18 protein-coding genes are annotated in these 23,299 nt (G+C 61.2%); 15 read left to right on the forward strand and 3 right to left on the reverse strand.

What is annotated here, in order from left to right; genetic code table 11:
- Positions 1-6 precede the first annotated feature (6 nt).
- Both GH769_RS18800 and GH769_RS18805 read left to right on the forward strand, forming a co-directional pair.
- Entirely contained in the window at positions 7-1,353 is a 1,347-nt protein-coding gene (locus tag GH769_RS18800; protein WP_014719689.1) for a HAMP domain-containing sensor histidine kinase, read from the forward strand.
- A 37-nt stretch (positions 1,354-1,390) separates the two neighbouring features.
- Positions 1,391-2,740 carry a CoA transferase gene (locus GH769_RS18805; RefSeq protein ID WP_153649873.1) on the forward strand — a complete coding sequence of 450 codons (1,350 nt, stop codon included), beginning with the start codon at positions 1,391-1,393 and terminating at the stop codon, positions 2,738-2,740.
- Positions 2,741-2,828: 88 nt separating this feature from the next.
- Here the strand turns inward: GH769_RS18805 and GH769_RS18810 are convergent, their stop codons facing one another.
- Together GH769_RS18810 and arcD (GH769_RS18815) are read right to left on the reverse strand one after the other, a co-directional pair.
- On the reverse strand, positions 2,829-3,692 hold the full coding sequence (locus GH769_RS18810; RefSeq protein ID WP_032902759.1) for a DNA-3-methyladenine glycosylase: 864 nt from the start codon (positions 3,690-3,692) through the stop codon (positions 2,829-2,831).
- A complete protein-coding gene (gene arcD, locus GH769_RS18815) occupies positions 3,689-5,116 on the reverse strand; it encodes an arginine-ornithine antiporter (protein ID WP_032902757.1) in 1,428 nt (475 codons plus the stop codon). The genes GH769_RS18810 and arcD (GH769_RS18815) overlap by 4 nt, the downstream gene beginning before the upstream one ends.
- 398 nt (positions 5,117-5,514) lie before the next feature.
- Here arcD (GH769_RS18815) and arcD (GH769_RS18820) point away from each other — a divergent pair, with 398 nt between their 5' ends.
- The 12 genes from arcD (GH769_RS18820) (at position 5,515) to GH769_RS18875 (ending at position 19,911) form a co-directional block, all read left to right on the forward strand.
- Positions 5,515-6,942 (forward strand): arginine-ornithine antiporter, encoded by a 1,428-nt coding sequence (gene arcD / locus GH769_RS18820; RefSeq protein ID WP_014719693.1) that lies wholly within the window; start codon positions 5,515-5,517, stop codon positions 6,940-6,942.
- 24 nt (positions 6,943-6,966) lie between these two features.
- Positions 6,967-8,223, forward strand: coding sequence for an arginine deiminase (gene arcA / locus GH769_RS18825; protein WP_014719694.1), 1,257 nt, complete (start codon positions 6,967-6,969; stop codon positions 8,221-8,223).
- 12 nt (positions 8,224-8,235) lie between these two features.
- Complete coding sequence (locus tag GH769_RS18830) at positions 8,236-9,246, forward strand: ornithine carbamoyltransferase (RefSeq protein ID WP_014719695.1); 1,011 nt, start codon at positions 8,236-8,238, stop codon at positions 9,244-9,246.
- 136 nt (positions 9,247-9,382) lie between these two features.
- On the forward strand, positions 9,383-10,312 hold the full coding sequence (gene arcC / locus GH769_RS18835; protein WP_014719696.1) for a carbamate kinase: 930 nt from the start codon (positions 9,383-9,385) through the stop codon (positions 10,310-10,312).
- Positions 10,313-10,330: 18 nt separating this feature from the next.
- Complete coding sequence (locus GH769_RS18840) at positions 10,331-10,693, forward strand: DUF5064 family protein (RefSeq protein ID WP_032902755.1); 363 nt, start codon at positions 10,331-10,333, stop codon at positions 10,691-10,693.
- A 173-nt stretch (positions 10,694-10,866) separates the two neighbouring features.
- Positions 10,867-12,375 (forward strand): sigma-54-dependent transcriptional regulator, encoded by a 1,509-nt coding sequence (locus GH769_RS18845; RefSeq protein ID WP_032902753.1) that lies wholly within the window; start codon positions 10,867-10,869, stop codon positions 12,373-12,375.
- 406 nt (positions 12,376-12,781) lie between these two features.
- A complete protein-coding gene (gene gcvH / locus GH769_RS18850; protein WP_014719698.1) occupies positions 12,782-13,165 on the forward strand; it encodes a glycine cleavage system protein GcvH in 384 nt (127 codons plus the stop codon).
- A 10-nt stretch (positions 13,166-13,175) separates the two neighbouring features.
- Positions 13,176-16,013 carry an aminomethyl-transferring glycine dehydrogenase gene (gcvP, locus tag GH769_RS18855; RefSeq protein WP_032902752.1) on the forward strand — a complete coding sequence of 946 codons (2,838 nt, stop codon included), beginning with the start codon at positions 13,176-13,178 and terminating at the stop codon, positions 16,011-16,013.
- Between the two features lie 160 nt (positions 16,014-16,173).
- Positions 16,174-17,550 carry an L-serine ammonia-lyase gene (locus tag GH769_RS18860; protein ID WP_014719700.1) on the forward strand — a complete coding sequence of 459 codons (1,377 nt, stop codon included), beginning with the start codon at positions 16,174-16,176 and terminating at the stop codon, positions 17,548-17,550.
- Between the two features lie 39 nt (positions 17,551-17,589).
- The gene (gene gcvT, locus GH769_RS18865) at positions 17,590-18,714 is read left to right on the forward strand and encodes a glycine cleavage system aminomethyltransferase GcvT (protein WP_032902750.1); all 1,125 of its coding nucleotides are present in this window, start codon (positions 17,590-17,592) and stop codon (positions 18,712-18,714) included.
- 392 nt (positions 18,715-19,106) lie between these two features.
- Positions 19,107-19,328 carry a cold-shock protein gene (locus GH769_RS18870; RefSeq protein ID WP_014719702.1) on the forward strand — a complete coding sequence of 74 codons (222 nt, stop codon included), beginning with the start codon at positions 19,107-19,109 and terminating at the stop codon, positions 19,326-19,328.
- A gap of 94 nt (positions 19,329-19,422) precedes the next feature.
- On the forward strand, positions 19,423-19,911 hold the full coding sequence (locus GH769_RS18875; RefSeq protein ID WP_032902749.1) for an RDD family protein: 489 nt from the start codon (positions 19,423-19,425) through the stop codon (positions 19,909-19,911).
- 135 nt (positions 19,912-20,046) lie between these two features.
- On the opposite strand, the gene nadA is transcribed toward GH769_RS18875, so the two are convergent.
- A complete protein-coding gene (gene nadA / locus GH769_RS18880) occupies positions 20,047-21,105 on the reverse strand; it encodes a quinolinate synthase NadA (protein WP_003193840.1) in 1,059 nt (352 codons plus the stop codon).
- A gap of 517 nt (positions 21,106-21,622) precedes the next feature.
- Here nadA and GH769_RS18885 point away from each other — a divergent pair.
- A complete protein-coding gene (locus tag GH769_RS18885; protein ID WP_239688376.1) occupies positions 21,623-23,290 on the forward strand; it encodes a ShlB/FhaC/HecB family hemolysin secretion/activation protein in 1,668 nt (555 codons plus the stop codon).
- The last annotated feature ends 9 nt before the right edge of the window (positions 23,291-23,299 follow it).

Raw genomic sequence — 23,299 nt, forward strand, 5'->3', positions numbered from 1 at the left:
TTTCCTGTGCGTTCATTGTTCTGGCGTATCCTGGCGAGTTTCTGGCTGGCCATCGCCCTGGTAGGCGGGTTGTCGATTTTGCTTGGGCATATGCTCAACCAGGACGCCTGGATTCTGAGCCGCCACCCTGGCCTCAACAACCTGGCCCAAGAGTGGACGCAACTCTATGAAGCCCAGGGCGAAGACGCCGCCCAGGACTTGCTGCAACAGCGCAAACGCCAGTACCACATTGATGTGCAAGTGCTGAACGAGAGTGGCGAGCCGGTGGTGCGGGGCACCTTCCCGCGCCGCGCCGCCGCCTTCGAAGCCCGGCAGAACGACAGCCAGGACGGCCACCTGCCGTGGCGACGCCTGACCGCCGAGTACACCAGCGACAAAACCGGCGACACCTACCTGCTGATCTACCGCATTCCCCACCCGGAGCTGGAAGCCTGGCACCGCAGCAGCCTGCTGTGGCCGCTCAGTGCCCTGGCGATTACCCTGGTGGTGCTGACCCTGTTCAGCCTTCTGGTGACGTTGTCCATTACTCGCCCGCTCAGTCGTTTGCGCGGCGCGGTGCATGATCTGGGGCAAACCACCTATCAACAAAACAGCCTGGCGCAACTGGCCAACCGGCGCGACGAATTCGGTGTCTTGGCTAACGACTTCAACCGCATGGGCGCGCGCCTGCAAAGCCTGATCGGCAGCCAGCGCCAGTTGCTGCGCGACGTCTCCCACGAACTGCGCTCGCCGTTGGCGCGCTTGCGTATCGCCCTGGCCCTGGCCGAACGCGCCAGCCCCGAAGAGCGGGAAAAACTCTGGCCGCGCCTGACCCGCGAATGCGATCGCCTGGAAGCCTTGATCAGCGAGATCCTGGTGTTGGCACGGGTCGACGCCGACAACGCCAGCGCCGAAGACATCGACCTCACCCCGTTGCTTAAAACCCTGCAAAAGGACGCCCAACTCAGTGCCCCCGAGCAAGTGGTGCAACTGACGACTGCCAATGATTTGCAGCTTAAAGGCTGGCCGACCATGATCGAACGCGCCGTGGACAACCTGCTGCGCAATGCCCAGCGCTTCAACCCGGTGGGCGAACCGATTGAATTGCAGGCCCAGCATCAAGGCGGGCGCATTCTGATCAGCGTACGCGACCACGGCCCCGGCGTTGAAGCCGAGCACCTGAGCCAATTGGGCGAGCCGTTCTATCGGGCGCCGGGCCAGACCGCCCAAGGTCATGGCCTGGGCCTGGCCATCGCCCGTCGCGCCGCCGAGCGCCATGGCGGCAACCTGATCCTGGCCAACCATCCCGATGGCGGCTTTATCGCCAGCATCGAACTGCCCTTGATCCCTGGGGTTGCCACACCAGTGGGATGATCTTCTATAGTGGCCCTTCTCTTACGGAGGGCCTTTGATGACTGACCTGCTGACTCCCATCCAAGCCGCACTCGCGTTACCGCACGCCCCACTGCCCCAGACCCAGGCCGGTGCCTTGCCCTCGACCTTTGCCGTGACTGACCTGGCGGCCGCCAGCATCGGCGCCGCGGGCCAGGCTATCGCCCAGTTGATTGAGCAACAAACCGGGCGTCTGCCCAGCGTCAGCGTGGATCGGCGCCTGGCCTCGTTGTGGTTCTCTTCGTCGATTCGCCCCGTGGGGTGGCAAGTGCCGCCTTTGTGGGACCCGGTAGCGGGTGATTACGCCAGCGTCGATGGCTGGATCCGCCTGCACACCAACGCGCCCCATCATCGTGCGGCGGCCGAGCGGGTATTGGGGCCTGCCGGTGATTGCGCCGCCATGGCGAGTAGAGTCGCGACCTGGAAAGCCGCCGAACTGGAACAGGCGGTTGTCGATGCGGGCGGTTGTGCCGCGCAAATGCGTAGCTGGCAAGCCTGGCAGCAGCATCCCCAAGGCTTGGCGGTAAACGCCGAAGCGTTGATCCAGCGCCAGGTCTTCGAACCCGGCATCGACAAACCCTGGCTAGGCTCAGCCGCTCGCCCACTGGCCGGCATCAAGGTGCTGGATTTGACCCGGGTGCTGGCCGGCCCGGTGGCCAGTCGTTTCCTCGCAGGCTTAGGCGCCGACGTACTGCGCATCGACTCGCCCACCTGGAACGAACCTGGCGTCGTCCCGGAAATGACCCTGGGTAAACGCTGCGCCCGCCTTGATCTAAAGCGCCACGACGACCGGCAGGTGTTTGAAGCGTTGCTCAAGGACGCCGACATTCTGTTCCACGGTTACCGCGCCGATGCCCTGGAGCAACTGGGTTATACCCTTGGCGAACGTCAGCACATCGCCCCCGGCCTGATCGACGTCAGCCTCAACGCCTACGGCTGGAGCGGCCCATGGCGTAATCGGCGTGGCTTTGACAGCCTGGTGCAGATGAGCAGCGGGATTGCCGAGGCCGGCATGGCCTGGAAACAGACGGATAAACCGCTGCCGCTACCGGTGCAGGCGCTGGATCACGCCACCGGCTATTTGATGGCCGCCAGCGCGATCCGGGCTTTGGCCGAGCGCCTGGACTCCGGACGCGGCGGTTCGGCGCGCTTGTCGTTGGCGCGCACGGCGAAGTTGCTGGTGGCGGCCGGGCAAGTGTCACAGCAAGCGGCATTGCGTGAGGAAGACATCAATGACCAGGGCCTGGTCGTGGAGCAGACAGCCTGGGGCCAGGCCCACCGGCTACTGGCGCCGCTGAGCATCAGTGGCACGCCGTTGCAGTGGGATTTGCCGGCGGTGGAGTTAGGGTCACACCGACCTCAGTGGTGACCTGGGCACCGCTATCGCAGGCAAGCCAGCTCCCACAGGATCAGTGTGGGAGCCGGGCTTGCCCGCGATGGGGCCATCACCGTCGCTATCAATCCCCGCGGTTCAACGACGTCCACAAATGCTGCGCCGCATACGCCCTCAACGGCCGCCACGCCTCGGCCCGCGCCAATAACTGCCGCGCCGACACCGGCCCACCTTCCAAGGCTGCCAAAGCATTGATCAGCCCGATATCCCCCGACGCAAATGCATCCACCTCGCGCAACTGGCGCATGGCGATGTACTGCGCGGTCCACTCTCCAATCCCCGGCAACGCAACCAGCCGTGCAACGCCGTCCTGGAGGCTGGCCTTGGGTTCGAAAAGCTGAGGATCATCCAACAGCGCCTGGGCCACACCGGACAACGTACGACCCCGCGCCTTGGGCATGCCCAGGGTGGCCAGGTCTGCCGCCGCCAGCACTTCTGGTGTCGGGAACAGGTGGGTGATACCGGCGTGCGGGGATGCCAGCGCCAGGCCATACTGAGCCACCAGCTTGCTCGCCAGGCGAATCGCCGCCACCACGGTTATCTGCTGGCCCAGCACTGCACGAATCGCCAGTTCCAACCCGTCCCAGGTGCCTGGCAACCGCAGGCCAGGGCGGGCCGCAGCCAGTTGCGCCATCAGGGGATCTTGCGACAATTGCGCGTTGATCACCTCAGGCACCGCATCCAGATCAAACATCCTGCGCAAGCGCCGCTCGATCTCAGGCATCGCTGCAGGCTCGGGAAAGTCGACCGTCACCTCCAGCCAATCCCCCACGCCCGGTTCGACGCTGACCCAGCCATGTCGGCCCGCCACACTGATACTGCGCCGATACACGCCGGCGACCACGGTTTCCAACCCGGTAATCGCCCGCGCCGATAGGAACCCCAGCATCGCCGCCCAGTCGTAGGGCGGTTGATACGCCAATCTCACAGTGACAATACCCCGCTATACAGCCCATACGCGGCTAACCCAGCGCCCGCGATCACGCCGCTGAAAATGCCTTTTTCCACGGCGGTAAACAAGGGTAGGCCCTGCTCGCGCTTGGCCAGGGCAAACAGGATCACACCCGGGGCGTACAGCAACGCCGACAGCAGCAAATACTTCAAGCCCCCCGCATACAGCAGCCAAATCGCGTAGCCGAGGGCAACCAGCCCCACCAGCAGATCTTTCATGCGCCGGCGCTGCCAGCCTGCATAGGTTTCGCCGCGCGCGCTCAACAGCACCGCATAGGCCGCCGACCACAAATAAGGCACCAGGATCATCGAGGACGCCAGGTAGATCAGGGTGGTGTAGGTGCTGGCGGAAAACAGCGTGATCACCAGGAATGCCTGGATCATCACGTTGGTCAGCCATAAGGCATTGACCGGCACCTGATTGGCGTTTTCCTTCTTCAGGAACGCCGGCATGGTCTTGTCCTGGGCGGTGGCATAGAGGATTTCCGCGCACAGCAGCGCCCAGGAGAGCAACGCGCCGAGCAGCGAAACCGCCAGGCCGATACTGATCAATACCGCGCCCCAAGGCCCGACGACATGCTCCAACACACCGGCCAGGGACGGGTTCTGCAATTGCGCCAGCTCCGGCTGGCTCATGATGCCCAGGGACAACACATTCACCAGCACCAGCAAGGCCAGCACGCCCACGAAACCAATCACCGTGGCGCGCCCCACGTCCGAGCGTTTCTGCGCCCGCGCCGAATACACACTGGCGCCTTCGATCCCGATAAATACAAACACCGTGACCAGCATCATGTGGCGCACCTGCTCGACCACGCTGCCCATCTGCGGGTTACCCATTCCCCAGATATCGCGGGTGAAAATTTCCGCCTCGAATGCAACGGCGGCGATCACGATAAACATCAGCAGCGGCACGATCTTCGCCACCGTCGTCACCTGATTGATGAACGCTGCCTCTTTGATCCCGCGCATCACCAGAAAATGTACGGCCCACAGCAACAGCGACGCGCAGCCGATGGCAAGCGGCGTATTGCCCTGGCCGAACGCCGGAAAAAAGTAGCCGAGGGTGCTGAATAGCAAGACGAAATAACCGACATTGCCCATCCACGCACTGATCCAGTAACCCCAGGCGGATGAAAAGCCCATGTAGTCGCCAAAACCCGCCTTGGCGTAGGCATACACCCCGGAGTCCAGTTCGGGCTTACGGTTCGCCAACGTCTGGAACACAAAGGCCAGGGTCAGCATGCCGATGGCGGTGATCGCCCAGCCGATCAATATGGCGCCCACTTCGGCACGGGCGGCCATGTTCTGCGGCAATGAAAAGATGCCGCCGCCAATCATCGAGCCCACCACCAGGGCGATCAGGGCACTGAGCCGGAGTTTCTGGGCGGGTTGGGTCATGCAGCTTCCCTCGAAATAAACGGTTGGGCGACAACTGCGCACATAAGTAATTCAGATTAATGACGTTGTCATAACATAAGGATATGTAAAGGTAGGAAGTTTAGGCTTATTTAGAATTTAAATACGTCAATTATGAAGCGATAGTCAAACAACGTACAAAAAATTTGCACATTCGCAAATACGAACTAGCGTCAACACCCATGCCCTCGACCAAATGATTAACCACACAGCAAAGAGCGCTCTATCAAGCGCCTTTGCGGGACTTGTTCGTCCGCAAAAACCTCACCCTAAGTCGTTAATTCACAATGGAATGTGCCAATGAAGTGATCTGAGTCAGCTGTTTGATTAGCGCACGGAATTATTCTGTGGTCTCTCTTCTCCTGCATTGGAGTCATGCAATGTCTGAAACTCCCGGAAAACTTCGACTAGGCGCCCTGGTCGCACTTGTCGTCGGCTCGATGATTGGCGGTGGTATCTTTTCATTGCCACAAAACATGGCCGCCAGCGCCGATGTCGGTGCGGTGTTGATCGGCTGGGTGATTACCGCCATCGGCATGTTGACCCTCGCCTTCGTGTTCCAGACCCTCGCCAACCGCAAGCCTGACCTCGACGGCGGGGTCTACGCCTACGCCAAGGCCGGTTTCGGCGACTACATGGGCTTTTCATCCGCCTGGGGCTACTGGATCAGCGCCTGGCTGGGCAACGTCGGCTACTTCGTGTTGCTGTTCAGCACCTTGGGCTATTTCTTCCCGGTCTTTGGCGAGGGCAATACCCCGACGGCGGTGATCGCTGCGTCAGTGCTGTTATGGGCCGTGCATTTCCTGGTGCTGCGCGGGATCAAGGAAGCGGCGTTCATCAACCTGGTGACCACCGTCGCCAAGGTGGTGCCGCTGCTGCTGTTCGTGCTCATCGCCCTGTTCGCGTTCAAGCTGGACATCTTCACCGCTGACATCTGGGGCGTGAAAAACCCGGACCTGGGCAGTGTGATGAACCAGGTGCGCAACATGATGCTGGTCACCGTGTGGGTGTTTATCGGCATCGAAGGCGCGAGCATCTTCTCGTCCCGTGCCGAGAAACGCAGTGACGTGGGCAAGGCCACCGTGATCGGCTTTATCACTGTGCTGCTGTTCCTGATGCTGGTGAACGTGCTGTCCCTGGGGATCATGACCCAGCCGGAACTGGCCAAACTGCAAAACCCGTCGATGGCCGCCGTGCTGGAGCATGTGGTGGGCCACTGGGGCGCGGTGCTGATCAGCGTGGGCTTGATCATCTCCCTGCTCGGCGCGCTGCTGTCCTGGGTGCTGCTGTGTGCGGAGATCATGTTCGCCGCCGCCAAGGACCACACCATGCCGGAGTTCCTGCGCAAGGAAAACGCCAACCATGTGCCGGTCAACGCCCTGTGGCTGACCAACGCAATGGTGCAGATATTCCTGGTGATCACGCTGTTTTCCGCCAGCACCTACCTGTCACTGATCTACCTCGCCACCTCGATGATCCTGGTGCCTTACCTGTGGTCGGCGGCCTACGCCCTGCTGCTGGCGGTGCGCGGCGAGACCTACGAGAACGCCCTCAAAGAGCGCAGAAAGGACCTGTTCATCGGCGCTATCGCCCTGATCTATGCGATCTGGCTGCTCTACGCCGGCGGCACCAAGTACCTGCTGCTCTCCGCCCTGCTCTATGCCCCTGGCGCGATCCTGTTCGCCAAAGCCAAGCGTGAACTGGGCAAACCGATTTTCACCCCCGTCGAGAAGCTGATTTTCGCCGCAGTGGTCATTGGCGCCCTGGTGGCGGCCTATGGGCTCTACGACGGCTTCCTGACCCTGTAATTGTTGTTCACTGGAGGATCTGTAATGACCACGGAAAAAGTGAAGTACGGCGTACATTCCGAAGCCGGCAAACTGCGCAAAGTCATGGTGTGCTCCCCAGGTTTGGCCCACCAGCGGCTGACCCCCAACAACTGCGACGAGCTGCTGTTCGATGACGTGCTGTGGGTGGCCCAGGCCAAGCGCGACCACTTCGACTTCGTGACCAAGATGCGCGAGCGGGACATTGATGTGCTGGAAATGCACAACCTGCTCACCGACATCGTCGCCAACCCCGAAGCGCTGGACTGGATCCTGGAACGCAAGATCACCGCCAACACCGTAGGCCTGGGCCTGGTCGATGAAGTCGGTTCGTGGCTGCGCAGCCTGGAGCCGCGCAAAATCAGCGAGTACCTGATTGGCGGCGTATCGGCCGACGACCTGCCGAGCAGCTTCGGTGGCAAGACCATCGAGATGTTCCGCGATTTTCTCGGCCATGCCAGTTTCATCTTGCCGCCACTGCCCAACACCCAGTTCACCCGCGACACCACCTGCTGGATCTACGGCGGCGTGACGCTCAACCCGATGTACTGGCCGGCGCGCCGCCAGGAAACCCTGCTGACCAGCGCCATCTATAAATTCCACCCTGAGTTCACCAACGCGGACTTCCAGATCTGGTACGGCGACCCCGATCAGGAACATGGCGCCGCGACGCTGGAAGGCGGCGACGTGATGCCGATTGGCAACGGCGTGGTGTTGATCGGCATGGGTGAGCGTTCGTCCCACCAGGCCATTGGCCAACTGGCGCGCAACCTGTTCCAGAACAAAGCCGTGGAGCGCGTCATCGTGGCCGGCCTGCCTAAATCCCGCGCCGCGATGCACCTGGACACCGTGTTCAGCTTCTGCGACCGCGACCTAGTCACCGTCTTCCCCGAAGTGGTCAACCAGATCGTGCCTTTCACCCTGCGCCCTGACGAGAGCAAGCCCCACGGCATCGACATTCAGCGCGAGAAAACCAACTTCCTCGAAACCGTGGCCGCAGCGCTCAACCTCAAGGCCCTGCGCGTGGTCGAGACCGGCGGCAACAGCTTCGCCGCCGAACGCGAGCAATGGGATGACGGCAACAACGTGGTGGCCGTGGAACCGGGCGTGGTGATTGGCTACGACCGCAACACCTACACCAACACCCTGCTGCGCAAGGCCGGTGTGGAAGTGATCACCATCAGCGCCGGTGAACTCGGCCGAGGCCGTGGCGGCGGCCACTGCATGACCTGCCCGATCATCCGCGACCCTATCGACTATTAAGGAGATTTCATCATGGCTTTCAATATGCGCAACCGCAGCCTGCTGTCGCTGATGCACCACACCACTCGCGAGCTGCATTACCTGCTGGACCTGTCCCGCGACCTCAAACGCGCCAAATACACCGGCACCGAGCGCCCGCACTTGCAGGGCAAGAACATCGCACTGATCTTCGAAAAAACCTCCACCCGCACTCGCTGTGCCTTCGAAGTCGCGGCCCATGACCAGGGCGCCCACGTCACCTATATCGACCCGGTGTCGTCGCAGATCGGCCACAAAGAAAGCATGAAAGACACCGCCCGCGTACTGGGCCGGATGTTCGATGCCATTGAATACCGTGGCTTTGAGCAGGAAATCGTCGAAGAGCTGGCCAAGTTCGCCGGTGTGCCGGTGTTCAACGGCCTCACCGCCGAATTCCACCCGACCCAGATGATCGCCGACACCCTGACCATGCGTGAACACAGCGACAAGCCGCTGCATGACATCAGCTACGCCTACCTCGGGGACGCCCGCTACAACATGGGCAACTCGCTGCTGATGATCGGCGCCAAGCTGGGCATGGACGTGCGCATCGGCGCGCCCAAAGCGCTGTGGCCCCATGAAGATTTCATCAAGCAATGCCAGGCCTTTGCCGAGGAAAGCGGCGCACGCATCACCATCACCGAAGACCCGAAAGAAGCCGTGAAAGGTGTGGACTTCATCCACACCGATATCTGGGTGTCCATGGGCGAACCAGTGGAAGCGTGGGACGAGCGCATCGAGCAACTGCTGCCGTACCAGGTCAACGCCAAGATGATGAAAGCCTCGGGCAACCCTCGGGTGAAATTCATGCATTGCCTGCCGGCGTTCCACAACAGTGAAACCAAGGTCGGCAAGGACATTGCGGCGCGCTATCCGCACTTGGCCAATGGCGTGGAAGTGACCGAAGAGGTGTTCGAGTCGCCGGCCAATATCGCCTTCGAGCAGGCGGAAAACCGCATGCATACCATCAAGGCGATTCTGGTGTCGGCGTTGGCGGATATCTAACCCCACTCTGATCGTTCCCACGCTCCGCGTGGGAATGCAGCCAGTGGCGCTCTGCGCCACAAGAGCGGACGCAGAGCGTCCGGTGAGGCATTCCCACGCAGAGCGTGGGAACGATCATTCTAGAAGGACATTCTGTATGCGCATCGTCGTAGCCCTGGGCGGCAACGCCCTCCTGCGTCGTGGTGAACCCATGACCGCAGACAATCAACGGGCCAACATCCGTATCGCCACCGAACAGATCGCCAAGATCCACCCCGGCAACGAGTTGGTGATCGCCCACGGCAATGGCCCGCAAGTGGGCCTGCTGTCATTGCAGGCAGCGGCCTACACCAGCGTCTCGCCTTACCCGCTGGACGTGCTGGGCGCTGAGACAGAGGGCATGATCGGCTACATCATTGAACAGGAACTGGGCAACCTCCTGGACTTTGAAGTGCCGTTCGCCACCCTGCTCACCCAGGTCGAAGTGGACGCCAAGGACCCGGCCTTCCAGAACCCTACCAAGCCCATCGGCCCGGTGTATGCCAAAGCCGAAGCCGAGAAACTCGCCGCCGAGAAAGGTTGGGCCATCGCGCCCGATGGCGACAAATACCGCCGCGTGGTCGCCAGCCCGCGCCCCAAACGCATCTTTGAAATTCGCCCGATCAAATGGCTGCTGGAGAAAAAAGCCATCGTGATCTGCGCCGGTGGCGGCGGCATCCCGACGATGTATGGCGAAGACGGCAAGCTGCGCGGCATTGAAGCCGTGATCGACAAAGACCTGTGTTCCTCCTTGCTGGCCACGCAACTGGAGGCCGATTTGCTGGTGATCGCCACCGACGTCAACGCCGCCTTTATCGACTTCGGCAAGCCCACCCAGAAGGCCATCGGCCAGGCCCACCCCGACGACATGGAAAAACTCGGCTTCGCCGCCGGCTCCATGGGGCCCAAGGTCCAGGCCGCCTGCGAGTTCGCCCGCCAGACTGGCAAAACTGCGGTGATCGGTTCACTCTCGGACATCGAAGCCATCGTCCAGGGCAGCGCCGGCACGCGCATCAGCACGGCCAAACCTGGCATCACCTACCTGTGAAGTTGAGGAGAAACGCCTATGGCTATCTTTGAACCCGGCCACCTGCATATCGAGCGACACGCGCTGAACAAGGACGATGTCAGCTACGACCTGTGCCTGGACTATGAAGTTGTCACGGATGAGCGCGAAGGCAAAGGCATGCAGTTCACCCTGCATGGCAGCATCCAGGGCAAGGACATGAAAGAGACCTTTTTCCTGCCCAAGGACCAGGCCTACAACTTCGCCAGCAATGTGACCAAGATTGTCGAAAAATACGGCATTCCCAAGACCCATAGCAGCGTCGGTTCACAGCACAAGCATTACGATCTGATGTTTGAGGATGTGCGCCACCAGTTGGATATGAAATCCGGCGACCCGGTCAAACCCGAACACCTGGAATAACCTGCCCCCCAATCGAATGTGGGCGCTGGCTTGCCTGCGATAGCGACCTGTCAGACGATATTTTCGGTAACTGACCCACCGCCATCGCAGGCAAGCCAGCTCCCACATTTTGATCTCCACCGGCTCCAAGGCATACTGGCCACCCTCAGCACTCCAGAATCAAGATCCGCCCCATGCGTATCCACGTCAGCTTCATCGACCGCGTCGGCATCACCCAGGAAGTCCTGGCCTTGCTCGGTGGGCGCAATCTCAATCTGGATGCGGTGGAAATGGTGCCGCCCAATGTCTATATCGATGCGCCGACCCTCAGCGCCGAGGTGCTTGAAGAGCTGCGCGATGCGTTGTTCAGCGTGCACGGCGTGCAGGCGGTAAAGGTCGTCGACATCCTTCCGGGCCAGCGTCGCCACTTGCAACTCGACGCCCTGCTGGCGGCCATGACCGACCCGGTGCTGGCCCTGGACAGTGCAGGCAAGATCCTGCTGGCCAATCCGGCGCTGATCGCCTTGTACGGGCGTGAACCGGCCGGTGAGAGCATCGCCGAGCTGTTCGAGGATCCGGCCTTGCTGGAAACCTTGCTGGACCAGGGCTTTCGCTTGCCGTTGCGCGAGATCAGCGTCAACGGCCAGACCTTGCTGCTGGGCGCCACGCCGATCACCGACGCTGGCGCCCTGCTTACCCTCTACCAGCCCAACCGCATCGGCGAACAACTGTCGGCGCTGCACCATGACCATGCCGAAGGGTTTGATGCGCTGCTGGGCGAGTCCCCGGCGATCCGCACGCTCAAGGCTCGGGCGCAACGGGTGGCGGCGCTGGATGCACCGCTGCTGATCCAGGGCGAAACCGGCACCGGCAAAGAGCTGGTGGCCCGCGCCTGCCACGCCATCAGCACGCGTCACAGTGCGCCGTTTCTGGCACTGAACTGCGCGGCGTTGCCGGAAAACCTCGCCGAAAGTGAATTGTTCGGCTATGCGCCGGGCGCCTTTACCGGCGCGCAACGCGGTGGTAAACCGGGGCTGATGGAGTTGGCCAACCAGGGCACGGTGTTTCTCGATGAGATCGGTGAAATGTCGCCGTACCTGCAAGCCAAACTGCTGCGCTTTCTCAACGACGGCAGCTTTCGCCGCGTGGGTGGCGACCGCGAAGTAAAGGTCAATGTGCGCATCCTCAGCGCCACCCACCGCGACCTGGAAAAGATGGTCAGCGAAGGCACCTTTCGCGAAGATCTGTTTTACCGCCTCAACGTGCTCAACGTCGCCGTGCCGCCTTTGCGTGAACGCGGCCAGGACATCCTGCTGCTGGCGCGCTACTTCATGCAGCAAGCCTGCGCGCAGATCCAGCGCCCGGTCTGCCGCCTGGCCCCGGGTACCTATCCAGCCCTGCTGGGTAACCACTGGCCGGGCAACGTGCGGCAGTTGCAAAACGTGATCTTCCGCGCTGCCGCCATCTGCGAAAGCAGCCTGGTGGACATCGGCGACCTGGACATCGCCGGCACCTCTGTAGCGCGCCAGAGCGATGGCGAAGTCGACAGCCTGGAACAGGCCGTGGAAGATTTCGAGCGCAGCCTGCTGGAAAGCCTCTACAGCCGCTACCCCTCGACCCGCCAACTGGCCAGCCGGCTGCAAACCTCCCACACGGCTATCGCCCATCGCCTGCGCAAATACGGCATTCCCAACAAACCCTGACGGAATAAACGCGGTTCAACTGTAGGAGCTGGCTTGCCTGCGATAGCGTTGGGTCATCCAACGCCTTAGTGACGGGTAGACCGCTATCGCAGGCAAGCCAGCTCCCACAGAAACCGCATTACAGATTTGGTCTGAGAACGTCATTCCGTGTACTGAAAGCGCTACAGCGTAACGATATCGCTACAAGCCTGTTTTTTGCGCGCCATGCAAGGCTTTGATCCACATAGGCTTTTTTTCACGCACTCGACTGTAGCGAAAACGCTACAGCATATTCCATTACGCCTATGACTGATTTTATTAACCCTTTGATCTATAACGATTTAATAACGTTGGCCGCGATATTGCTAAGCAACTCCTCATTATTCCAATCCCGTCCACCAGACGATTCTGGCCCTGAGGAGTTTCCATGAGCGAGTTGCGTTTCACTGAAGATCACGAATGGCTGCGCGCCGAAGCCGATGGCAGCGTCACCGTGGGTATCACCGCTTTTGCGCAGAACGCGCTGGGTGATGTGGTTTTCGTGCAACTGCCAGAGTTGCAGGCTTATACCAAGGGCGCCGAAGCCTCCACCGTGGAGTCGGTCAAGGCCGCCAGTGGTGTGTACATGCCGTTGGACGGTGAAGTCCTCGAAGTCAACGACAAGCTCGATGGCAGCCCGGAACTGGTCAACGAAGACCCGATGGGCGAAGGCTGGTTCTTCCGCTTTAAACCCGCCGATGCCGATGCAGTGGCTAAGCTGTTGGATCAGGATGCGTACGACCGTCTGATCAAAGCCAACGCTGAAGCTTGAGGAGCGCGCCATGACCGTTAATCTGACCACCGCCAACGAATTCATCGCCCGCCACATCGGCCCGCGCCAGGAGGACGAGCAGCAAATGCTCGCCAGCCTGGGGTTTGATTCCCTCGAAGCCCTGAGCGCCAGCGTGATCCCGGAAAGCATCAAGGGCACCAGCGTGCTCGGCCTGGAAGACGGCCTGAGCGAAGCCCAGGCCCTGGCCAAGATCAAGGCCATCGCCAACCAGAACCAACTGTTCAAGACCTACATCGGCCAGGGCTATTACAACTGCCACACGCCGTCGCCGATCCTGCGCAACCTGCTGGAAAACCCGGCCTGGTACACCGCCTACACGCCGTATCAACCCGAGATTTCCCAAGGCCGCCTGGAAGCCCTGCTGAATTTCCAGACCCTGATCAGCGACCTCACCGGCCTGCCGATTGCCAACGCCTCCCTGCTTGACGAAGCCACCGCCGCTGCTGAAGCCATGACCTTCTGCAAGCGCCTGAGCAAGAACAAAGGCAGCCACGCGTTCTTCGCGTCGGTGCACAGCCACCCGCAAACCCTCGACGTATTGCGCACCCGTGCTGAACCTTTGGGCATCGATGTGGTGGTCGGCGATGAGCGTGAACTGACCGACGTCAGCGCGTTCTTCGGTGCCCTGCTGCAATACCCGGCCAGTAACGGCGATGTATTCGATTACCGCGAGCTGACCGAGCGCTTCCACGCCGCCAACGCCCTGGTCGCCGTAGCCGCCGACCTGATGGCCCTGACCCTGCTGACGCCGCCGGGTGAATTCGGCGCCGACGTCGCCATTGGCAGCGCACAGCGCTTTGGCGTGCCACTGGGCTTCGGTGGCCCGCACGCGGCGTACTTCTCCACCAAGGATGCGTTCAAGCGCGACATGCCAGGCCGTCTGGTCGGTGTTTCCGTCGACCGCTTCGGCAAGCCGGCCCTGCGCCTGGCCATGCAGACCCGCGAGCAACATATCCGCCGCGAGAAAGCCACCAGCAACATCTGCACTGCCCAAGTGCTGCTGGCCAACATCGCCAGCATGTACGCCGTGTACCACGGCCCCAAAGGCCTGACCCAGATCGCCCAGCGCATTCACCAGCTGACCGCGATCCTGGCCAAGGGCTTGACGGCCCTGGGCCAGAACGTCGAGCAGGCACACTTCTTCGACACCCTGACCCTCAATACCGGCGCCCACACCGCCGCCCTGCACGACAAGGCCCGCGCCCAGCGCATCAACCTGCGCGTGGTGGATGGCGAGCGCGTTGGCCTGTCGGTCGACGAAACCACCACCCAGGCCGATATCGAGGCCTTGTGGGCCCTCTTCGCGGACGGCAAAACCCTGCCGGCCTTTGCTGCCACCGACAGCACCCTGCCGAGCGCGTTGCTGCGCCAGTCGCCGATCCTCAGCCACCCGGTCTTCAACCGTTACCACTCGGAAACCGAGCTGATGCGCTACCTGCGCAAGCTGGCCGACAAAGACCTGGCCCTGGACCGCACCATGATCCCGCTGGGTTCGTGCACCATGAAGCTCAACGCCGCCAGCGAAATGATCCCGGTGACCTGGGCCGAATTCGGTGCCCTGCACCCATTCGCCCCCGCCGCGCAAAGCGCCGGCTACCAGCAACTGACCAGCGAACTGGAAGCCATGCTATGTGCAGCGACCGGTTACGACGCGATCTCCCTGCAACCCAACGCCGGTTCCCAGGGTGAGTACGCGGGCCTGTTGGCCATCCGCGCCTATCACCAGAGCCGTGGCGAAGCACGTCGCGACATCTGCCTGATCCCGTCGTCAGCCCACGGCACCAACCCTGCCACCGCCAACATGGCCGGCATGCGCGTGGTGGTCACCGCTTGCGACGCGCGCGGCAACGTCGACATCGAAGACCTGCGCGCCAAGGCCATCGAGCACCGCGAGCACCTCGCTGCGCTGATGATCACTTATCCGTCCACCCACGGCGTGTTCGAGGAAGGTATCCGCGAAATTTGCGGGATCATTCACGACAACGGCGGCCAGGTGTACATCGACGGCGCCAACATGAACGCGATGGTTGGCCTGTGCGCACCGGGCAAGTTCGGCGGCGACGTGTCCCACCTGAACCTGCACAAGACCTTCTGCATTCCCCACGGCGGTGGCGGCCCAGGCGTTGGCCCGATTGGCGTCAAGTCGCACCTCACGCCATTCCTGCCCGGCCACGCAGCCATGGAACGCAAGGAAGGCGCGGTGTGCGCTGCGCCGTTCGGCAGCGCGAGCATTTTGCCGATCACCTGGATGTACATCAGCATGATGGGCGGCGCCGGCCTCAAGCGTGCGTCGCAGTTGGCGATCCTGAATGCCAACTACATTTCCCGTCGCCTGGAAGAGCACTACCCCGTGCTGTACACCGGCAGCAATGGCCTGGTGGCCCACGAATGCATCCTGGACCTGCGCCCGTTGAAAGACAGCAGCGGCATCAGCGTGGACGACGTGGCCAAGCGCCTGATCGATTTTGGTTTCCATGCGCCGACCATGTCGTTCCCAGTGGCCGGCACCTTGATGATCGAGCCGACCGAAAGTGAATCCAAGGAAGAGCTGGACCGCTTCTGCGACGCCATGATCGCCATCCGCGAAGAAATTCGCGCGGTGGAAAACGGCACATTGGACAAAGACGACAACCCACTCAAAAACGCGCCGCACACCGCCGCTGAACTGGTGGGCGAATGGAGCCACCCATACAGCCGTGAACAAGCGGTGTACCCGGTGGCTTCATTGATCGAAGGCAAGTACTGGCCGCCGGTTGGCCGGGTTGACAACGTGTTTGGCGATCGCAACCTGGTGTGTGCGTGCCCTTCGATCGAGAGCTACGCCTGATCTGACGGGAGATACGCGGCCAGTGTGGGAGCTGGCTTGCCTGCGATAGCGGTGTATCAGCCGACAGTGATGTTGTCTGCCCCACCGCTATCGCGGGCAAGCCCGGCTCCCACATTGACCGAGTCCTCCTCAGAAAATAATAAGAAACCGGAGAACAACCATGTCCCTTAGCGTGTTCGACCTGTTCAAAATTGGCATTGGCCCCTCCAGTTCCCACACCGTAGGCCCGATGCGTGCCGCCGCTCGATTTGTCGAGGGGCTCAAGCGTGACAACCTGCTGAGCACCACCACCGGCATCAAGGTGGAACTTTATGGATCGCTGGGCGCCACCGGCAAAGGCCACGGCAGCGACAAGGCTGTGTTGCTGGGCCTGGAAGGCGAACATCCGGACACCGTGAATACCGAAACCGTGGCTGCACGCCTGGCGCAGATGCGCAGTGACGGGCGCCTCAACCTGCTCGGCGAACACAGCATTGCGTTCAACGAGAAAGAACACCTGGCGATGATTCGCAAGCCCCTTGCCTATCACCCCAACGGCATGATCTTTCGTGCCTTTGACGCCGCCGGCATTCAGACCCGTAGCCGCGAGTACTACTCGGTCGGTGGCGGTTTCGTGGTGGATGAAGACGCGGCGGGCGCCGACCGTATCGTCGAAGACGCCACACCCCTGACCTTCCCGTTCAAACACGCCAAGGACTTGCTCGGCCATTGCGCCACCTATGGCCTGTCTATCAGCCAGGTGATGCTGACCAATGAAAGTGCCTGGCGCCCGGAAGCCGAAACCCGCAGCGGGTTGTTGAAGATCTGGCAAGTCATGCAGGACTGCGTCGATGCCGGCTGTCGCAACGAAGGTATCTTGCCCGGAGGCTTGAAGGTCAAGCGCCGGGCGGCGGCCTTGCATCGGCAGTTGTGCAAGAACCCGGAGTCGGCGCTGCGCGACCCGCTGTCGGTGCTCGATTGGGTCAACCTGTATGCGCTGGCAGTCAACGAAGAAAACGCCAATGGCGGGCGCGTGGTCACTGCGCCCACCAATGGCGCGGCTGGGATCATTCCCGCCGTGCTGCACTACTACATGCGCTTCATCCCCGGCGCGAACGAAGACGGTGTGGTGCGCTTTTTGCTCACCGCGGCCGCCATCGGTATTTTGTACAAGGAAAATGCTTCGATCTCAGGCGCCGAAGTCGGTTGCCAGGGCGAAGTCGGCGTGGCCTGTTCCATGGCCGCAGGCGCACTCTGTGAAGTGCTGGGCGGCAGCGTGTCCCAAGTGGAAAACGCCGCCGAGATCGGCATGGAACACAACCTCGGCCTGACCTGCGACCCCATTGGCGGGCTGGTGCAGGTGCCGTGCATCGAGCGCAATGCCATGGGCTCGGTGAAGGCGATCAATGCGGTGCGCATGGCCCTGCGTGGCGACGGCCAGCACTTTGTGTCCCTCGACAAGGTCATCCGCACCATGCGCCAGACCGGCGCCGACATGAAAAGCAAATACAAGGAAACCGCCCGTGGCGGTTTGGCGGTCAACATTATCGAGTGCTGACACCCACAAGCGCGTCGGCACGTTTTTCAGGAGCTGAATATGTCCACCGAAACCCTGTTGAAAACTCCTCTGCACGCCTTGCACCTCGAACTCGGCGCGCGCATGGTGCCCTTCGCCGGCTACGACATGCCGGTGCAGTATCCATTGGGCGTGATGAAGGAACACCTGCATACCCGTGAACAGGCCGGGTTGTTCGATGTTTCCCACATGGGCCAGATCCGCCTCACCGGCGCGAATGCCGCCAAGGCCCTGGAGACCCTGGTGCCCGTCGATATCATCGACCTGCCAGTGGGTATGCAGCGCTATGCGATGTTCACCAACGAGCAAGGCGGCATCCTCGACGACCTGATGGTCGCCAACCTGGGCAACGACGAATTGTTCCTGGTGGTCAACGCCGCCTGCAAGGACCAGGACCTGGCGCACCTGCGTACACATATCGGCGACCAATGCACCATCGAACCGCTGTTCGAAGAACGCGCCCTGCTCGCCCTGCAAGGCCCGGCGGCAGTGAACGTATTGGCGCGCCTGGCCCCTGAAGTCACCCAGATGACCTTCATGCAATTTGCCACCCTGCGTTTGCTGGGCGTGGAGTGCTACGTCAGCCGCTCCGGCTACACCGGTGAAGACGGCTTTGAAATCTCCGTGCCGGCGGCCAATGCCGAGAGCCTGGCCCGCAGCCTGCTGGCCGAAACCGAAGTGCAGGCCATCGGCCTGGGCGCCCGCGATTCGCTACGCCTGGAAGCCGGCCTGTGCCTGTACGGCCACGACATGAATACCGACACCACGCCAATCGAAGCCAGCCTGTTGTGGGCGATTTCCAAGGCTCGGCGTGCCGATGGCGCACGGGCCGGCGGCTTCCCTGGCGCCGACCGCATCTTCACCCAACAGCAAACCGGTGTGGCGCGCAAACGCGTAGGCCTGCTGCCGCAGGAGCGTACCCCGGTGCGTGAAGGCGCTGAAATTGTCGATGCACAGGGTACGGTTATCGGCAGCGTGTGCAGCGGAGGCTTTGGCCCAACCTTGGGCGGCCCGCTGGCGATGGGTTACCTGGACAGCGCATTTGTCGCATTGGATACCGAAGTTAGCGCAATGGTACGTGGGAAAAAGGTGCCACTGCGTGTAAGTAAAATGCCATTCGTTCCGCAACGTTACTACCGTGGCTGATTGACTGTTTCTATAAGTAACGCGGTTGCGTTAATGTGCACTGAACTGTAACGCAACCGCCATAAAACAGTGCATTCACGATAGGCTTTTTATAGCTGACGCCCTATAACAAGTGAATAACTCTATCGAATAAGCCGGTATCAGAACATTCAACAAAGTGTCATGAGACCCAATAAAACAAGGGCCTGCACAAGGGCTTGTTTTTTTCATATTAGTTGGCGTAGAGTTTGCCCACTGTGTTTGCATGGGTCGCTTGGAACCTGGACCTGGGCAGTAGCTCAAGTAGTTTGCTACAACCCGTTCGACGTCTCTTACTTTCCTGCAACCCAGCCCAGTACTCTTTCGTGTGAAAGGGGCTGTCATTAATTTTTAGCGTCAAAGGAAAGAAGAAAATGTCGGATAAAGGTGGACGTCAGAGCGGTACCGTCAAGTGGTTCAACGACGAGAAAGGGTTTGGTTTTATCACTCCTGAAAGCGGCCCGGATCTGTTCGTGCATTTCCGCGCTATCCAGGGCAACGGTTTCAAGAGCCTGAAGGAAGGCCAGAAGGTCACCTTCGTTTCAGTACAAGGCCAAAAAGGCCTGCAGGCTGACGAAGTACAAGCAGAAGGCTGATCCTTGCTGCGACAAAAAGCCCCTGATATGACATCAGGGGCTTTTTTATGGGCGCCATTGCGTAAACTGCGTGCTTTCTCCAGAGAGCCCTGCCATGTCCAAACCCCTGTTGAGCCCCCAGGGCGAATTCCCCGCCGTTGGCCTGGGCCGTCGCCTGGCAGCGATGTTCTACGATTTCCTGCTGTGCACCGCCCTGCTGATCGTCACCGCGTTTATCTACAAGTTGGTGTGGATCGCCTTCGTGGGCGAAGCGAAGATGCGCACGCTCACCGAGTCCGGCGCGCTGGACGGTGACCCGTTGCTGTCGACTCTGCTGCTGTTCGTGCTGTTCGGGTTCTTCGCCAAGTTCTGGACCCATTCGGGGCAAACCCTGGGCATGCAGGTGTGGGGCGTGCGCGTGCAGAACGCTGACGGGTCGCGGATCAGCCTGTGGCAGGCACTGTTGCGTTTTGTGGTGTCGATTGCGTCATGGCTGTGCGTGGGGTTGGGGTTTATCTGGTCGTTGTTCGATAAACACAAACGCAGCTGGCATGACATCTATTCGGATACGCAGTTGGTGCGAATCCCGAAGCAAAAGAAGTAACTCAAGCGCATCACAGATCAACTGTGGGAGCTGGCTTGCCTGCGATAGCGGTCTTGCAGTCAAAACACCTGTGACTGTTACACCGCTATCGCAGGCAAGCCAGCTCCCACATTTTGATTTGTCTCAGCCTGAGGATCAGGCGTTGCCGGCCAGTTTCAACCGTGCTGCCTGGGTAAAGTCGAGCATGCGCTTGAGCGGCCGTACGGCCTGCGGAATCACCGCCGGTTCCACGAAGATCTCATTACTGCCCTCGCGCAGGCATTGCAACGTGCGCTCCAGCGTATTCATCGCCATCCACGGGCAGTGCGCGCAACTGCGGCAGGCTGCACCGTTACCGGCGGTAGGCGCTTCGACGAAGACTTTGTCCGGGCACAGCTGCTGCATCTTGTAGAAGATGCCGCGGTCGGTGGCGACGATAAAGGTTTTGTTCGGCAAGCGTTGCGCTGCGGCGATCAGCTGGCTGGTGGAACCCACCGCGTCCGCCAGTTCGATCACCGAAGTCGGTGACTCCGGGTGCACCAGGATCGCTGCATCCGGGTAGAGCGCCTTCATGTCTTCGAGCTGCTTGGACTTGAACTCTTCGTGGACGATGCAGGCACCGTCCCACAGCAGCATGTCGGCACCGGTCTGGCGCTGGATGTAGGTGCCCAGGTGTTTGTCCGGGCCCCAGATAATGGTCTCGCCGTTGTCCATCAGGCTTTCGACGATTTCCAGCGCGCAGCTGGAGGTCACCACCCAATCCGCCCGGGCTTTGACCGCCGCCGAGGTGTTGGCGTACACCACCACGGTGCGCTCGGGGTGTTGATCGCAGAACGCGGAAAACTCATCCACCGGGCAACCCAGGTCCAGGGAGCAGGTGGCTTCCAGGGTAGGCATCAGGATGCGTTTTTCAGGCGTAAGGATCTTGGCAGTCTCGCCCATGAAGCGCACGCCAGCCACCAGTACGGTCTTGGCAGGGTGGGCGGCACCGAAGCGCGCCATCTCCAGGGAGTCGGAAACACAGCCACCGGTTTCTTCGGCCAGGGCCTGAATCACCGGGTCGCAATAAAAGTGGGCAACCAACACCGCGTCCTGAGCCTTGAGCTCGGCGGCAATGGCGGTTCGCAGGCTCGCCTCTTCAGCAGCGCTGAGCACCTTGGGCTGCTTGGCGTCGAGGTGGGCTTGAACCAGTAGGCGTTCGGAAATGTGCGTCATGTTCGCAAGACCTGCAGGCGCAGTAGCGCGAAAGTCGAGTGTACCACCGGCTCCGGAGCCCTTCGGGCGCCGCCGGACGAAGTGTTTTTGTTCATCAAGCACGGGTACAGCTTAAAGCTGCGCAAGGCTACAGAATATCCAATGGATTCAAAAGCCTAATCTAGTGACCCGGCCAAGTGCCCGATCCCTGGCCGCGCCACGCCGATTAGGCGATGCCTGCACAACAATCAAAACCGCCCCTTTCCCTCCCACACGCCTGAAAAATCAGGAATATCAGGCCCCCACACCCTGTCGCGCCCTAATTTTGTGCATTTAAGCACTGAATTACGCGATTTTTCTTACGTCTTGTGTAATAAATCCTACAGCGATGTAACAAACCGTCGACCACTCACTCAAGTAGGGCAACTACCGCTGAGTTCAACGCTGGCTCAGACGGTATGGATCGTGTGTATTTCTACGTTAAGGATGTCGAGTGCCAAATCAGCTCTCAACCGGACACTTGTGTTGTATCCGTAATCTGGGCATCGCCCTGCTCTGCCTGTGGGCGCTGCCCGTGGCTGGCGCCGAGGTGCCGCAGCCAGGCCAGGAAGCCCTGCGCTTGCAGCAACAACAGCAACGCGACCTGCAGCAATTACACCTGGAGCAGCGCCAACGCCAGATGCAACGCGGCAGCTTCGGTACACCAGCGGCACCCGCCTTGCCCACGGACATCGCCAGGGATGAACACTGCTGGCCCTTGAGCGGTACGCGCCTGGCCGGGGTCACGCTGTTCAGCCGTGCCGAGTTGGACAAACACATCGAGCCCTACGTGGCGCCTTGCATGGGCGTCACACAGATCAACCGCCTGCTGGCCGAGATCACCCGGCTGTATGTCGAGGCCGGTTATATCGCCAGCCGCCCCTACCTGATCAGTGCACCCACCGCCGGGCAGCCGCTGGATATTCACGTCGAAGAAGGCTACCTGGAGACCATCGAGCTGGCCGACCAGAGCCTGCCGGTGTCATTGGGCGGGGCATTCCCCGGCATGCTCGGCAAACCACTGAACCTGCGAGACCTGGAACAGGGCCTGGACCAGCTCAATCGCCTGCGCTCGGTCGACCTCACCGCCGACATCGCCCCAGGCAGCACAGCGGGCGCCTCGCGCATCATCCTGCGCACGCGCAGCAGCGCCTCGCGCTGGGCCCTGGGCCTGGGGGTGGATAACCTCGGCAGCGCCGGCACCGGGCGGGATCGCAATGCAATCAACTTGAGCCTGGACAGCCCGCTGCAAATCAACGACTCGCTCAACCTGAGCTTCAGCGACACGCTCAACCATGGGCCGCGCTACAGCCGCAGCCACAGCCTGTTCTACTCGATCCCCTACGGTTACTGGACCTACAGCCTGTTCGCCAGCCATGCCGAATACCGCTCGCCGTTCAAGCTCAGCCGTGCCACGTTCTACAACAGTGGCCGCACCGATCAAGTCAGCCTGCGCAGCGACCGTGTGCTGTGGCGCGACCAGGGCCACCAACTGAGCGCCAACCTGCAACTGGCCTACAAAGACGTCGACAGCTACCTGCAAAAGGTACACCTGGACATCCAGAGCCCGACGCTGACCGTGGCCGAAGCGGGCCTGAACCTGTTCTGGCTCAACAGTGCGGTGTGGAACCTGGACGTCAACTACGCCCAGGGCCTGACCTGGTTCGGCGCCGATCGCGATGCCAGCCAAGTGCAGAAAAACCAGCCCAAGGCGCAGTTTCAAAAGTACCGCGCCAACCTCACCCAATGGCGCAACGGCCAATGGGCAGCGCAGCCGTGGCAGTGGCAAAGCCAGTTATCGGTGCAGTACAGCCCGGATGCATTGCCCGCCATCGAACAACTGCTGATCACCGACGACTCGGCCGTGCGCGGCTACCGCGAAAACAGTACTTCCGGTGCCATTGGCACGGTATGGCGCAACACTTTGCGCCTGCCGCTCAATACTGACTTGCCGGTGAAGCTCACCCCGCGCCTGGGCCTGGACAACGGCTGGGTCAAGCACGAACACGGTGCCCGGAGCCAACGCCTGAGCGGCGCCAGCGCGGGGCTCAACCTGAGCTGGAAGAACGTGCAGCTCGACGTCGACTACCAACGCAACCTCAACACCCCTACAGGTTTTCGCCAGGAGCCGGAGGTCTGGCTGACGCGCCTTAGCGTGCAGATATGAGCTCACACC

The sequence above is a fragment of the Pseudomonas sp. CFSAN084952 genome (assembly GCF_009648855.1).
GTDB classification, from domain to species: Bacteria; Pseudomonadota; Gammaproteobacteria; order Pseudomonadales; family Pseudomonadaceae; genus Aquipseudomonas; species Aquipseudomonas paracarnis.